The following is a 13,794-nucleotide window of genomic DNA, read 5'->3' on the forward strand; positions in this document are numbered from 1 at the left end:
CAGGCTTGCCGCCCGGACCATAGGGGAATGGCGTAATGGCAACGGTAGACCGCTGGCTGCTGCCAGATGGCATCGAAGAAGTATTGCCGCCGGAAGCGGCGCGCATCGAAGTGGCGCGTCGTCAGGTGTTGGATCTGTTTCAGAGCTGGGGTTACGAGTTCGTCGTCACTCCCCATATCGAATACCTGGAGTCCCTGTTGACGGGCGCCGGCCAGGACCTGGACCTGCGCACCTTCAAGGTCATCGATCCGCAATCGGGCCGGCAGATGGGATTCCGTGCCGACATCACGCCACAAGTGGCGCGTATCGACGCCCACACCCTGCGTCGTGAAGGGCCGAGCCGCCTGTGCTACGCCGGCAGTGTGCTGCATGCCCAGCCGCGGGCCTTGTCGACTTCCCGTAGCCCGATCCAGTTGGGTGCCGAGTTGTACGGCGACGCCAGCCCAAGCAGCGACGTCGAGGTCATCAGCCTGATGTTGGCCATGCTGCAGCTGGCCGAGGTGCCGGATGTGCACATGGACCTGGGCCACGTGGGTATCTACCGTGGCCTGGCCCAGGCTGCCGGCCTGTCCGGCGCCGTGGAGCAACAATTGTTCGACGCCTTGCAGCGCAAGGCGATCGATGAAGTCATCAGCCTGACCGAAGGGCTGCCGGCGGACCTGGCGCAGATGCTGCGTTCCCTGGTGGACCTGTGCGGTAGCCGTGAGGTACTGAGCGACGCTCGCCGTCGCCTGGCCGGTGCGCCGACCCCGGTGCTGGTGGCCCTGGATGAACTGCTGACGATTGCCGAGCGCCTGTCGGTGCGTTTCCCGGATCTGCCGCTGTATTTCGATCTTGGCGAACTGCGTGGCTATCACTACCACACCGGCGTGGTGTTCGCGGTATTCGTCCCTGGCGTGGGTCAATCCATCGCCCAGGGCGGTCGTTACGATGACATCGGTGCGGACTTCGGGCGTGCCCGGCCGGCTACCGGTTTCTCCACCGACCTCAAGACCCTGGTGACCCTGGGGCGTGCCGAGATCGAATTGCCGTCGGGTGGTATCTGGATGCCCGATAACACCGACGCAACGCTCTGGCGGACCGTCTGCCAGCTGCGCAGCGAAGGCCAGCGCGTGGTCCAGGCCCTGCCAGGGCAGCCCCTGGCCGCCGCCGCGGAAGCGGACTGCGACCGGCAATTGGTTCAGCAAGATGGTATTTGGCAAGTATTGCCACTGGTTTCCTGAGTTTTCCTGCCGGCGCTCGCCGGCACCAAGTTTGCGCGAATGAGGACAAATGTTATGGGTAAGAATGTCGTAGTCCTGGGCACCCAGTGGGGTGATGAGGGCAAAGGCAAGATCGTTGATCTGCTGACCGAACATGCCGCCGCCGTAGTGCGCTACCAAGGTGGCCACAACGCCGGCCATACCCTGGTGATCGACGGTGAGAAGACCGTTCTGCACCTGATCCCGTCCGGCGTGCTGCGCGAAGGCGTGCAGTGCCTGATCGGCAACGGCGTGGTGGTGGCTCCGGATGCCTTGATGCGTGAAATCGTCAAGCTGGAAGAAAAAGGCGTACCGGTACGCGAGCGCCTGCGCATCAGCCCGTCCTGCCCGCTGATCCTGTCCTACCACGTGGCGCTGGACCAGGCCCGGGAGAAAGCCCGTGGCGAAGCCAAGATCGGCACCACCGGTCGTGGCATCGGCCCGGCCTACGAAGACAAGGTGGCTCGCCGTGGCCTGCGCATCGGCGACCTGTTCCACCGCGAGCGTTTCGCCGCCAAGCTGGGCGAGTTGCTGGACTACCACAACTTCGTCCTGGTCAATTACTACAAAGAGCCAGCCATCGACTTCCAGAAGACCCTGGACGAGTGCATGGAGTACGCCGAGCAGCTCAAGCCGATGATGCTCGACGTCACCGCCGAATTGCATCAGTTGCGTCGCGACGGCAAGGACATCATGTTCGAAGGCGCCCAGGGTTCGCTGCTGGACATCGACCACGGTACCTATCCGTACGTCACCAGCTCCAACACCACCGCTGGCGGCATTGCCACCGGCTCCGGAGTGGGCCCGATGTACATCGACTACATCCTGGGCATCACCAAGGCCTACACCACTCGTGTTGGTTCGGGCCCGTTCCCGACCGAGCTGTTCGATGACGTCGGTGCCTTCCTGGCCAAGCGTGGCCATGAATTCGGTGCCACCACTGGCCGTGCCCGCCGTTGCGGCTGGTTCGATGCCGTGATCCTGCGTCGCGCCATCGACGTCAACAGCATCTCTGGCTTGTGCCTGACCAAGCTGGACGTACTGGACGGCCTGGAAACCATCAATATCTGCGTTGGCTACAAGAACCAGGATGGTGCAGTCATCGACGCGCCAACCGACGCTGACAGCTACATTGGCCTGGAGCCGGTGTACGAGCAGATGCCGGGCTGGAGCGAGTCGACCCTGGGCGTCAAGACCCTGGAAGAGCTGCCGGCTGCCGCCTTGGCCTACATCAAGCGCATCGAAGAGCTGGTCGGCGCGCCGATCGACATTATTTCGACAGGCCCGGACCGCAACGAGACCATCGTCCTGCGTCATCCGTTCGCTTGATAAGCTGTTGATGTAGCAAGCAAAGGGCTCCTCATGGGGCCCTTTGTCGTTTCTGCCTGCTGCACGGCACGACCCTTGCTGGGGAATCCACTTCTAGAGTGCCATCAGAATAATGGCGTCAAAAGTAGAGGGATTTCCTGTGTCGGCCGTTCTCTCACTGTTACAAAGCCGTTTACTACGGCCTGTTTTCGTTACTCTTGGTATCGCCCTTTTGGTGCAGGTGCTGGTCGCCGTCGCCCTGACCCGGAGCACGGTGACAGCCCTGGAGGCAAACCTGGCTTCGCGCCTGGGCGGTGACAGCCAGAAGCTTGCGGGGGAACTGGAGCAGGCGGGCAAGGAGGTCACCTCCAGCCTGGAGAGCCTGTCCGCCAGTACTCGCCAGCGGCTCACGGCTGGCTTGTCGTCGCGGCTCAAGGAGGAGCAGGTACAGCTGCGCGACGCGCTGGAGAAAGACCTGAAGGATTCCGCCAACGATATGGCCCAGTTGCTGGCCTCGGTGGCGCCTCGGGCCATGTGGGACAACGATGTGCCAACCTTGTCCGAGTTCGCGCGGCGGGCCCAGCGCAATCCTAGCGTGCTCTTCGTGGTGTATGACGATGCCACGGGTGCGCACCTGACTCGCTACCTGAACCGTGAAAACCCCATCAACCGCGCCCTGCTGGAGAAGGGCAAGGGCGATCGGGCTCTGGACAAGGTCCTGGATGCGGCGAAGAACGATCCTTCGGTCTACTACATCGAGGCCTCGATCAATCCCAATGGGGTGGAGATCGGCAAGGTGCTGATGGGGGTATCCACGGCTTCCGTGGAGGCAGACATCGCGGCGTTGGACCAGCGCTTCACGGCCTTGATCGCAAGCAGCGACCAACTCGTTGGCGACAGTCTCAAGGGGGCTTCCGCCGACAGTTCGGCGGCGATGCGTTCACGGCTGCAGTCGGCCCAGGGCACGGCGGCCGAGATGCAGGCCAACACTGCCAGTACCGTGCAAGAGGCGGCGGCCACCCTGCGTTGGCAGATTGGCGTAGGCCTGGCCTTGGTGGGCCTGGCGCTGCTGCTGTTGCTGGCGGTGGTGCTGGGGCGGCGGGTGGTCAACAAGCTGCACCTGCTGATTGCCGCGCTCAATGACCTGGCGGCCGGTGAGGGCGACCTCACCAAGCGTGTGCCGCTCAACAGCAACGACGAGATCGGCGACATGGCCTCGGCGGTGAATCGCTTCGTCGACAAGTTGCAGCCGATCGTCCGTGAGGCGGGCGATGTGGCACAGCGCACCGGGGTCGAGATTGGCGCGATGAGCTTGCGTAATGCCGGCGCCGATGCGGCGGCCGCGGCTCAGCGCGACGAGGTGGCGGAGAGCCTGCGGGCCCTGTCGCACATGGCTGACGAGGCCCAGGCGGAGAGCCAGGCTATGCAGGCCGCGTTGCAACAAGTGGTAGAGATCCGCCAAGCCACCGATGAGACCACCCGGACTTCGGAACAGGTCGGCAACTTGATCGAAGCGTTGGCCGGGCAGGTAGATACCGGGGCCAAGGTGATCGAGCGCTTGGCCCAGCAGAGCGAGCAGATCGAGGTGGTGCTGACGGTGATCCATGGCATCGCCGAGCAGACCAACCTGCTGGCGCTGAATGCGGCGATCGAGGCGGCTCGGGCCGGCGAGACCGGGCGCGGTTTTGCGGTGGTGGCGGACGAAGTGCGGGCCTTGGCCAGCAAGACCCAGAGTTCCACCGGCGATATCCAGGCCCATATCGGTGCTTTGCAGCAAGGTGCGCGCGAAGCAGTGGCGGCTATCGGCCAGGCCGGGCGCCAGGCCAGTGAAGGCTTGCTGGTGCTGCGCGACAGCGCTCGATTGCAGCAGTCGGTGCAGTCGTCGGTGGAGCAGGTGCACGCTGCCATCGGTCTGGCTACCCAGGCTGCGGCGCAACAGGCCCAGGGGGCGCAGGCGGTGCGTGGACGGGTCGAGACCATTCATGCCCAGGCCGAGCGTGCGGCCCAGGCGGTGGTGGAAACCACCGCCAGCGGCAAGGTGCTGGACAGCCTGGCGGCGCAGCTCAAGGCCAGCCTGGGCCAGTTTCGCGCCTGAGGTTGGTGCTGGCCGATGGCTCTGGCGAGCCATCGGCCGGCTGCTCTCAGCGGTTCAAGTACATGCGCGTCGTTAGCAGGTACACCGGCAGGCCCGAGACCAGGATCAATAGCACCGCATAGGGCGCCGCTGCGGCGAACTCCAGGTTCGAGGTATGGGCCCAGACTGCGGTGGCCAGGGTGTTCAGCCCCGTGGGGCTGAGTAGCAGGGTCGCGGTGAGTTCCTTCATCGCATCCAGGAACACCAGGGCGAAGGCCGCACCCAGTGCCGGGAAGATGATTGGCAGGGTGACCCGGCAAAAGGCCCCGAACGACGAAGCTCCCAGGGTTCGTGCCGCCTCTTCCAGCTGTGGTGCTGCCTTGTTCAAGGCTGTGCGAATCGGTGCCTGGGCCAGTGGCAGGAACAGCAAGGCGTAGGCGATCAGCAGCAGCGCCGAGGTCTGGTACAGCGCCGGCACATAGTGCAAGGCGAAGTACACCAGGGTCAGGGCGATCACCAGGCCCGGCAAGGCGTGCAGCAAGTAAGGCAGGCGTTCGGCCCAGATCGCCAGTCGCCCTTTGTAGCGCACCACCAGCAGGCCCACCGGCACCGCCAGCAGCAGGCACAGCGCCGCGCCGCCAAGGGAGAGCGCCAGGGACGAAAGCAGGGCCTCGCCGATGGCGGCCATGGGAAAGGCGGCCGATGAACCTACCGCCAGCCAATAGGCCAGCATTGCCAGGGGGATGCCGCTGCCGATCAGCGCCAGTGCCAGGCAATAGAGCTGTCCGGGCAGGCTCCAGGCGCCCAGGCGCACCTGTTCGGCATGGCGGGCGACTCCCTGACCGATGCGTACGTGCCGACCCTTGCCGCGGGCCCGCAGTTCCAGCCATAGCAGGGCCAGGCACAACAGCAGCAGGACGGCCGACAGCATCGCCGCGTTGGCGTTGCTGAATTCCAGCTCGAATTGCTGGTAGATCGCCGTGGTGAAGGTCTGCAGGCCCATGATCGACAGGGCGCCGAATTCCACCAGCATGTGCAAGGCAATCAGCAGCGATCCCGCCAGTAGCGATGGCCAGAGCAGGGGCAGGGTGATCTTGAAGAACACTCCCCAGCGGTCCTGCCCCAGGGTGCGCGCGGATTCCTCCAGGGATGGGTCGAGATTGCGTAGGGTGGCGGCTACAGGCAGGAATACCAGCGGGTACTTGGAGAGGGTCATCACCAGGATCGCCCCGCCCAATCCTTCGAAGCTGGCGCTCAGGGACACCCAGGTGAAGCTGCTGACGAAGGCTGGCACGGCGAATGGCAGGCATAGCACCACGCCCCAGATCCTCCGGCCCGGCAGGTCGCTGCGCTCCAGTAGCCAGGCCAGGGACAGGCCGATGATCGCGCAGGCGCCGGTCGTTCCGAGCATCAGCAACAGCGTGTTGCGTAGCAGGCGGAATACGTAGGGGCGCCATAGCAGGTGCCAGGCTTCCGCCCAGCCGGCTTGCCAGGCCTTGAGCACCACATAACCCAGGGGCAAGAGGCTCAGGCAGACCAACAGCAGGACCGGTAGTAGCAACCAGGCAGGAGGGGGCTTGCGCCCCAGTGCGCGAGGGGCGCGTGCGGCGGAAAACGAAGGGCCCATCAGTTCAGGCCGACATCGCGTTCCAGCTCCAGGGCCTGTTCGGCATTACCCAGGTCGGCGGGTGTCACCCGTGGAGGGTTCAGCTCGCTGAAGGGCTTGAGCCCGCGGTTGGACTCCATGCCCTTGTGCAGCGGATATTCCGCGGTGGTCTGGGTGATCACGCGCTGGCCTTCTTCGCTGGCCATGTAGGCGAGGAATTGCTGGGCTTCCTTGGGATGCTTGCTGGACTTGAGTACCGCCGCACTGGAGACGGTGATCAGGCCTCCAGCGTCGCCATTGGTGAAGTAGTGCAGCTTGGAGTCCAGCTGGCCTCTTTCCCGTTGCAGGGCGAACCAGTAGTAGTTGTTCGCCAGGACCGCAGCCACTTCACCGTTTTCCACGGCTTTGAGCGCGACCATGTTGTTGCTGTAGACCTTGCCGAAGGCTCGCAGTCCGGTCAGCCATTCTTCGGCTGCATCCATGCCGTGCAGCTTGATGATCGCCACGGCCTGTTCCTGGAAGGCACCGCTGGTGGGGACGAAGCCGATCTTGCCTTGCCATTGGGGCTGGGAGAATTCCAGTACCGATGTGGGCAGGTCCTTTTCAGCGACTAGCTTGGGGTTGAAGGCCACCACGCGCACGCGAGCGGTGATACCGATCCAGGTGCCGTTGCTGGCCACGTACTCCTTGGGCAGGACGGCCAGGGTGGCGGTGTCGGTCTGGGCCAGCAGGCCCTGTTCCCCCAGTTTGTTCAGGGGTGGGGATTCTTCGGAATAGATCACGTCGGCGGGGGAGCGCTCGCCTTCTTCGACTACCTGGCTGGCCAGCTGGTTGCTGCTGCCCTTGCGAACATTGACGTGGATGCCGGTCTTGGCTTCGAAGGCCTTGGCGATCGCTTCGCCGACTTCCTTGTGCTGGCCGTTGTAGAGGGTCAGGGACACGGGTTCAGCGGCTTGGGTGATGGGGGTTGCCAGGGTCAATCCCAGCAAAGTGATGGTCAAGCCACGCAGAAGGGATGTTGGTAGGAGGGTATTTCTGAACATCATTCGCAGGTTTCCTCACTCTTGCATTGCAAAAACTTGTAACAATCATAAACGATATCGTTTCTCATGTGCGCTTTGCGGGAGGGGAGCCCGGAAGAGAGAAGGAAAACTTGGGGCATAGAAACGCAAAAACCCGCTTTCGCGGGTTTTTGTGAGGCTTCAGGTAAAGGTCCTGAAGCTTTGAATTGGTGCCCAGAAGAAGACTCGAACTTCCACGGCCTTGCGGCCACCAGCACCTGAAGCTGGCGTGTCTACCAATTTCACCATCTGGGCAGTATCGCTGACGTCTGTGTCGTTGATGGGGCGAACTATACGGGCAGTATTTTGATCTGTAAACCCCCTGTTTTGTTTTTATTAAATAAAATATTTAATAAAATCAGGGGCTTAGAACGAAAAAACCCGCTTTCGCGGGTTTTTGTCCGAGCCTTGAAATTGATCTAATCTCAAGCTCTTGAATTGGTGCCCAGAAGAAGACTCGAACTTCCACGGCCTTGCGGCCACCAGCACCTGAAGCTGGCGTGTCTACCAATTTCACCATCTGGGCAGTATCGCTGACGTCTGTGTCGTCGATGGCGCGCACTATACGGACGCTGTTTTGAGCTGTAAACCCCTGGATTCAAAAAAGTTTGAAAAAATGCTCCGGGGGTAGACGCAAGGAGGTATCAGGGGAGTGACGAAGTGTTTTCCGGCTTTGTCCAAGCCTGAAATTTCCCGTTTCAATACGCGTATGCCAAACTAACGGGGATATAGACAAGGTGAAATCTATCTAATGGCCGATTGGCAGTCCCTCGATCCCGAGGCCGCTCGTGAAGCGGAAAAATACGAAAACCCTATTCCTAGCCGCGAACTCATCCTCCAGCATCTGGCTGACCGGGGTTCGCCAGCTAGTCGCGAGCAGTTGGTGGAAGAGTTCGGTCTGACCACAGAAGACCAACTCGAAGCCCTGCGCCGCCGCCTGCGCGCCATGGAGCGCGACGCTCAACTGATCTATACCCGCCGCGGCACCTATGCACCGGTGGACAAGCTCGACCTGATTCTCGGCCGCATCAGCGGTCACCGTGACGGTTTTGGCTTCCTCGTGCCGGACGACGGCAGTGAAGACCTGTTCATGAGCCCGGCGCAAATGCGCCTGGTATTCGACGGTGATCGGGCTCTGGCCCGGGTGTCCGGCGTGGATCGCCGCGGCCGGCGTGAAGGCGTGATCGTCGAGGTGGTATCGCGTGCCCATGAAAGCATCGTGGGTCGCTACTTCGAAGAAGGCGGTATCGGCTTCGTGGTCGCGGACAATCCGAAGATCCAGCAGGAAGTGCTGGTGACCCCGGGCCGCAACGCCAATGCCAAGATCGGCCAGTTCGTCGAGGTGAAGATCACCCACTGGCCGACGCCGCGCTTCCAGCCGCAAGGCGATGTGATCGAAGTGGTCGGCAACTACATGGCGCCGGGCATGGAGATCGATGTCGCCCTGCGCACCTACGATATCCCCCATGTCTGGCCCCAGGCCGTGCTCAAGGAGGCCGGCCGGCTCAAGCCGGAGGTGGAAGAGAAGGACAAGGAAAAACGTATCGACCTGCGTGACCTGCCCTTCGTCACCATCGACGGCGAGGACGCCCGGGACTTCGACGATGCGGTCTATTGCGAAGCCAAGCCCGGCAAGCTGCGCCTGTTCGGCGGTGGTTGGAAGCTGTACGTGGCGATCGCCGACGTCTCCAGCTACGTGAAGATCGGTTCGGCCCTGGATGCCGAGGCTCAGGTGCGCGGCAACTCGGTGTACTTCCCCGAGCGCGTGATCCCGATGCTGCCTGAAGAGTTGTCCAACGGCCTGTGTTCGTTGAATCCGAAGGTCGATCGCCTGGCCATGGTCTGTGAAATGACCATCTCCAAGTCCGGCGAAATGACCGACTACCAGTTCTACGAAGCGGTGATCCACTCCAAGGCGCGCCTGACCTATAACAAGGTCAGCACCATGCTCGAGCATCCCAAGACCGGCGAAGCCAAGCAGTTGCGCGGCGAGTATGCCGATGTGGTGCCGCACCTCAAGCAGCTCTACGCGCTGTACAAGGTGTTGCTGGGTGCCCGCCATACCCGTGGCGCCATCGATTTCGAAACCCAGGAAACCCGGATCATCTTCGGTTCCGAGCGCAAGATCGCGGAGATCCGGCCGACCGCGCGCAACGATGCCCACAAGCTGATCGAGGAGTGCATGCTGGCGGCCAACGTGGCAACCGCCGAATTCCTCAAGAAGCATGAAATCCCTGCGTTGTACCGGGTGCACGATGGCCCGCCACCGGAGCGCCTGGAAAAGCTGCGCGCCTTCCTTGGCGAACTCGGCCTGACCTTGCACAAGGGCAAGGAAGGTCCGACGCCGAAGGACTACCAGGCCCTGCTGGAAAAGATCAAGGATCGTCCGGACTACCACCTGATCCAGACCGTGATGCTGCGCTCGCTGAGCCAGGCGGTATACAGCGCCGACAACCAGGGTCACTTCGGCCTGAACTACGAGGCCTATACCCATTTTACCTCGCCGATCCGTCGCTATCCGGACCTGCTGACCCACCGGGCCATTCGCAGCGTCATCCACTCCCGGCAAGAGACGCCGCACGTGCGTCGTGCCGGTGCGACGAGCATTCCCAAGGCGCGTATCTATCCGTACGACGAAGCCATCCTGGAGCAGCTCGGCGAGCAATGCTCGATGAGCGAGCGGCGCGCCGACGAAGCCACCCGGGACGTGGTGAACTGGCTCAAGTGCGAGTTCATGAAGGACCGTGTAGGCGAGTCCTTCCCGGGTGTGATCACCGCCGTGACGGGTTTTGGCCTGTTCGTCGAGCTGACCGATATCTATGTCGAGGGCCTGGTGCATGTCACGGCGCTGCCGGCTGACTACTATCATTTCGATCCTGTGCACCACCGCCTGGCGGGCGAGCGCACGGGTCGCAGCTTCCGCCTCGGTGACACGGTGGAAGTGCGGGTCATGCGCGTCGACCTGGATGAGCGCAAGATCGACTTCGAAATGGCGGAAAAAACCTTCAACGCCCCCGTTGGACACAAGAAGCGCGGCGTGGCCGACGGGCCGGCGAGCAAGGTGGTCGAGGAGCGCGGCCCGGCCAAGCCGGCCCGCCGCGGCTCCAGCAAGGAAAAGGCCTCCGACGCCTACCGTCCCAGCGATGCCGCGGCGAAAAACGCCGAGGTACGCAAAAGCCGGGAGATGAAGAAGGCGCTGCTGGCCGAGGCCAAGGCCGGCGGCAAGCCCGCGGCTGGAAAGTCCGGCAAGCCGGCGTTCGACAAGCCTGCCAAGCCCACCAAGCATCGCAAGGGGCCGTCCAAGTCAGGCTCCGGCGCAAAGAGCGGTGGGGCGCGTAAACCTAAGGCCAAGTCATGAGTCAATTGGAAAAGATCTACGGTGTACATGCCGTGGAAGCATTGCTGCGTCACCATCCCAAGCGGGTCAAGCAGATCTGGCTGGCTGAAGGCCGCAGTGATCCCCGGGTCCAGGTACTGCTGGACTTGGCGGGGCAGAACCGGGTTGCGGTCGGTCAGGCCGAGCGCCGTGAAATGGACGCTTGGGTCGAGGGCGTGCACCAGGGCGTGGTGGCGGAAGTCAGCCCCAGCCAGGTCTGGGGCGAAGCCATGCTCGATGAGCTGCTGGATCGCACTGAGGGTGCACCGCTGTTGCTGGTGCTCGATGGTGTGACCGATCCGCATAACCTTGGTGCCTGCCTGCGTACCGCCGATGCCGCGGGGGCCTTGGCGGTGCTGGTACCCAAGGACAAGTCGGCGACCCTGACGCCAACCGTGCGCAAGGTGGCTTGTGGCGCTGCAGAAGTGATTCCGCTGGTGGCGGTGACCAACCTGGCCCGCACCCTGGAGAAGCTCCAGCAGCGTGGCCTGTGGATCGTCGGCACTGCTGGCGAAGCCGAGCAGGAACTGTACGATCAGGACCTGACCGGGCCGACCATCATCATCATGGGGGCCGAGGGCAAGGGCATGCGCCGCCTGACCCGCGAGCACTGCGATTACCTGGTGCGCCTGCCGATGGCCGGTAGTGTCAGCAGTCTCAACGTCTCCGTGGCCACGGGCGTCTGCCTGTTCGAGGCCATGCGCCAGCGCGGCGCCAAGGCCAAGGCCGCGCGCAAGTAGCAAGCGGTAGGTCATGGGCGGCAAGTATTATTGCTTGCCGCTTGCGACCCATGGCTTTTAGTTGCTGTTCAAATATTCACCAATTGCCTTGCGCCGCTGTTTCCCCTTCTCTACAATTGCGCCCCTTGCCGCACGGCAGGTACCCCTTCGTTTCTTGGGGGCCTACGACCAGGCAAGACACACAAAGTGTCATTCACTCCTTGTCTGACCGCTTACAGGCGGCAGGCTACAACCCGTAAGGAGCATTCATGCGTCATTACGAAATCATCTTCCTGGTCCACCCGGATCAGAGCGAGCAAGTCGGCGGCATGGTTGAGCGTTACACCAAGCTGATCGAAGAAGACGGCGGCAAGATCCACCGTCTGGAAGACTGGGGCCGTCGTCAACTGGCCTACGCAATCAACAATGTTCACAAGGCTCACTACGTGATGCTGAACGTTGAGTGCACCGGTAAAGCCCTGGCTGAGCTGGAAGACAACTTCCGTTACAACGATGCAGTGATCCGTAACCTGGTCATCCGTCGCGAAGAAGCCATCACTGGCCAATCCGAGATGCTCAAGGCCGAAGAAAACCGCAGCGAGCGCCGTGAGCGTCGTGACCGTCCTGAGCATGCTGACAGCGCCGATGGCGACGACAGCAATGACAGCGACAACAGCGATAACGCTGACGAGTAATCCACGGATCTTTTGAGGAGCCAATCACATGGCACGTTTCTTCCGTCGTCGTAAATTCTGCCGCTTCACCGCTGAAGACGTGAAAGAGATCGATTACAAAGATCTCAACACTCTGAAAGCCTACGTATCCGAGACCGGCAAAATCGTTCCAAGCCGCATCACCGGTACCAAAGCTCGTTATCAGCGTCAGCTGGCCACCGCTATCAAGCGCGCCCGCTTCCTGGCCCTGCTGGCCTACACCGACAGCCACGGCCGCTGAGACCGGGCAGTCGACAAGTAGTAAGGGATTGAATGCATGCGCGCCTTAGCTGAGTTCATCATGCGCGGTCGTGTGCAGGCCACTCTGGTAGTGGCTGGTTGTTCGGCATTGCCGTTGTTGTATTGGTTGGGTGCTGCCGCTGCAAGCCTCGTGCTGTTGCGGCGCGGATTGCAGGACGCCATGGGTGTCCTGGCTCTGGGAGTGCTGCCGGCGTTGCTCTGGTGGCTGACGTTCGATGATCCACGAGCGCTTCTGGTGCTGCTGGGGTCTTCGAGCCTTGCGTTGGTTTTACGCGCAAGCGAATCCTGGAACCGCGTGCTGCTGGTCAGCATAGCGATGGGGTTGGTGTTCGCTGGAGTCCTGGGTGCGGCATTCCGCCCTCAGATCGAAGCGCTGTCACAGGAACTGATCAAGATCCTGCCGATGGCCTTGGGTGAGGTCTACCAGCAGCTTTCGGTGGAAGAGCGAGCGCGCCTCGCCACGCTGATCGCCCCGATCCTGACCGGCCTGATAGCGGCCTTGCTGCAAGCCATCAGCGTGCTGAGCCTGATTCTTGGGCGTTACTGGCAAGCTGTGTTGTATAACCCGGGTGGTTTTGGTCGCGAATTTCGCGCCATCAGAATTCCCCTTGGGCCAGCGATGTTGCTGCTGGCGTGCATGCTGGTCGGGCCGAGCTTCGGACCGCAACTGGCCATGCTGACGCCGATGTGCAGTGTGCCGCTGGCCTTCGCCGGGCTGGCCCTGATTCACGGGCTGGTGGCGCAAGGGCGACTGGCCAGGTTCTGGCTGGTTGGGGTGTACATCACGATGCTGCCGTTCATGCAGCTGATCTATCCGTTGCTCGTGGTCCTGGCCATTGTCGACAGCCTGATTGATTTTCGCGGTCGTTTGGCGCCGAAAGACGCCGATAACGGTTCTGCGAACGGTGAAGGTTAAAAGTTAAGAGGTTATTACCAAATGGAACTGATCCTGCTGGAAAAAATCGCCAACCTGGGCAACCTGGGCGATAAGGTAAACGTTAAGGCTGGTTACGGCCGTAACTACCTGCTGCCTTTCGGCAAAGCCACCGCTGCTACCGCTGCCAACCTGGCTGCATTCGAAGCGCGTCGTGCCGAGCTGGAAAAACTGGCTGCAGAGAAGAAGGCTTCTGCCGAAACTCGCGCTGCGCAACTGGCTGAGCTGGAAGTGACCATCACTGCCACCGCTGGTGACGAAGGCAAGCTGTTCGGTTCGATCGGCACCCACGACATCGCTGACGCACTGACCGCCTCCGGCGTTGAAGTTGCCAAGAGCGAAGTTCGTCTGCCGAACGGCACCATCCGTAACGTGGGCGAGTTCGACGTAGCCGTGCACCTGCACGCTGAAGTCGAAGCTACCGTACGCGTTGTCGTGGTGGCTGCTTAAGCAGTACCAAATCGTCTGGCACCTCGTGTGACTGACGGTTAACATCGGGCA

11 protein-coding genes and 2 tRNA genes are annotated in these 13,794 nt (G+C 62.1%); 9 read left to right on the forward strand and 4 right to left on the reverse strand.

Going from position 1 to position 13,794, the window contains the following annotated elements; all coding sequences use genetic code 11:
* Positions 1 to 35: 35 nt before the first annotated feature.
* From H7A76_RS05170 to H7A76_RS05180, 3 genes are all read left to right on the forward strand, one after another.
* Complete coding sequence (locus H7A76_RS05170; RefSeq protein ID WP_185697512.1) at positions 36 to 1,223, forward strand: ATP phosphoribosyltransferase regulatory subunit; 1,188 nt, start codon at positions 36 to 38, stop codon at positions 1,221 to 1,223.
* A gap of 54 nt (positions 1,224 to 1,277) precedes the next feature.
* Complete coding sequence (locus tag H7A76_RS05175) at positions 1,278 to 2,570, forward strand: adenylosuccinate synthase (RefSeq protein ID WP_022641569.1); 1,293 nt, start codon at positions 1,278 to 1,280, stop codon at positions 2,568 to 2,570.
* 139 nt (positions 2,571 to 2,709) lie between these two features.
* Positions 2,710 to 4,644, forward strand: coding sequence for a methyl-accepting chemotaxis protein (locus tag H7A76_RS05180; RefSeq protein ID WP_185697513.1), 1,935 nt, complete (start codon positions 2,710 to 2,712; stop codon positions 4,642 to 4,644).
* 46 nt (positions 4,645 to 4,690) lie between these two features.
* On the opposite strand, the gene H7A76_RS05185 is transcribed toward H7A76_RS05180, so the two are convergent.
* The 4 genes from H7A76_RS05185 to H7A76_RS05200 all read right to left on the reverse strand — a co-directional run bounded on the left by H7A76_RS05185 (position 4,691) and on the right by H7A76_RS05200 (position 7,816).
* A complete protein-coding gene (locus tag H7A76_RS05185) occupies positions 4,691 to 6,250 on the reverse strand; it encodes an iron ABC transporter permease (protein WP_185697514.1) in 1,560 nt (519 codons plus the stop codon).
* Positions 6,250 to 7,275: an extracellular solute-binding protein gene (locus H7A76_RS05190; RefSeq protein WP_185697515.1), complete on the reverse strand. Its 1,026-nt coding sequence runs from the start codon at positions 7,273 to 7,275 to the stop codon at positions 6,250 to 6,252. The genes H7A76_RS05185 and H7A76_RS05190 overlap by 1 nt, the downstream gene beginning before the upstream one ends.
* Before the next feature lie 183 nt (positions 7,276 to 7,458).
* Positions 7,459 to 7,545, reverse strand: a tRNA-Leu gene (locus H7A76_RS05195).
* 184 nt (positions 7,546 to 7,729) lie between these two features.
* Positions 7,730 to 7,816, reverse strand: a tRNA-Leu gene (locus H7A76_RS05200).
* 225 nt (positions 7,817 to 8,041) lie between these two features.
* Between H7A76_RS05200 and rnr the strand changes: the two genes are divergently transcribed.
* From rnr to rplI, 6 genes are all read left to right on the forward strand, one after another.
* Positions 8,042 to 10,648, forward strand: coding sequence for a ribonuclease R (rnr, locus tag H7A76_RS05205; protein ID WP_185697516.1), 2,607 nt, complete (start codon positions 8,042 to 8,044; stop codon positions 10,646 to 10,648).
* The gene (gene rlmB / locus H7A76_RS05210; RefSeq protein ID WP_022641808.1) at positions 10,645 to 11,406 is read left to right on the forward strand and encodes a 23S rRNA (guanosine(2251)-2'-O)-methyltransferase RlmB; all 762 of its coding nucleotides are present in this window, start codon (positions 10,645 to 10,647) and stop codon (positions 11,404 to 11,406) included. The genes rnr and rlmB overlap by 4 nt, the downstream gene beginning before the upstream one ends.
* 248 nt (positions 11,407 to 11,654) lie before the next feature.
* Positions 11,655 to 12,080: a 30S ribosomal protein S6 gene (gene rpsF, locus H7A76_RS05215; RefSeq protein WP_022641809.1), complete on the forward strand. Its 426-nt coding sequence runs from the start codon at positions 11,655 to 11,657 to the stop codon at positions 12,078 to 12,080.
* A gap of 28 nt (positions 12,081 to 12,108) precedes the next feature.
* Complete coding sequence (gene rpsR, locus H7A76_RS05220) at positions 12,109 to 12,339, forward strand: 30S ribosomal protein S18 (protein ID WP_002551829.1); 231 nt, start codon at positions 12,109 to 12,111, stop codon at positions 12,337 to 12,339.
* Between the two features lie 36 nt (positions 12,340 to 12,375).
* On the forward strand, positions 12,376 to 13,275 hold the full coding sequence (locus tag H7A76_RS05225; protein WP_185697517.1) for a hypothetical protein: 900 nt from the start codon (positions 12,376 to 12,378) through the stop codon (positions 13,273 to 13,275).
* A gap of 21 nt (positions 13,276 to 13,296) precedes the next feature.
* Positions 13,297 to 13,743, forward strand: coding sequence for a 50S ribosomal protein L9 (rplI, locus tag H7A76_RS05230; protein WP_007921484.1), 447 nt, complete (start codon positions 13,297 to 13,299; stop codon positions 13,741 to 13,743).
* Positions 13,744 to 13,794 lie beyond the last annotated feature (51 nt).

Source organism: Pseudomonas sp. MSSRFD41 (assembly GCF_014230245.1).
Classification (GTDB): Bacteria; Pseudomonadota; Gammaproteobacteria; order Pseudomonadales; family Pseudomonadaceae; genus Aquipseudomonas; species Aquipseudomonas piscis.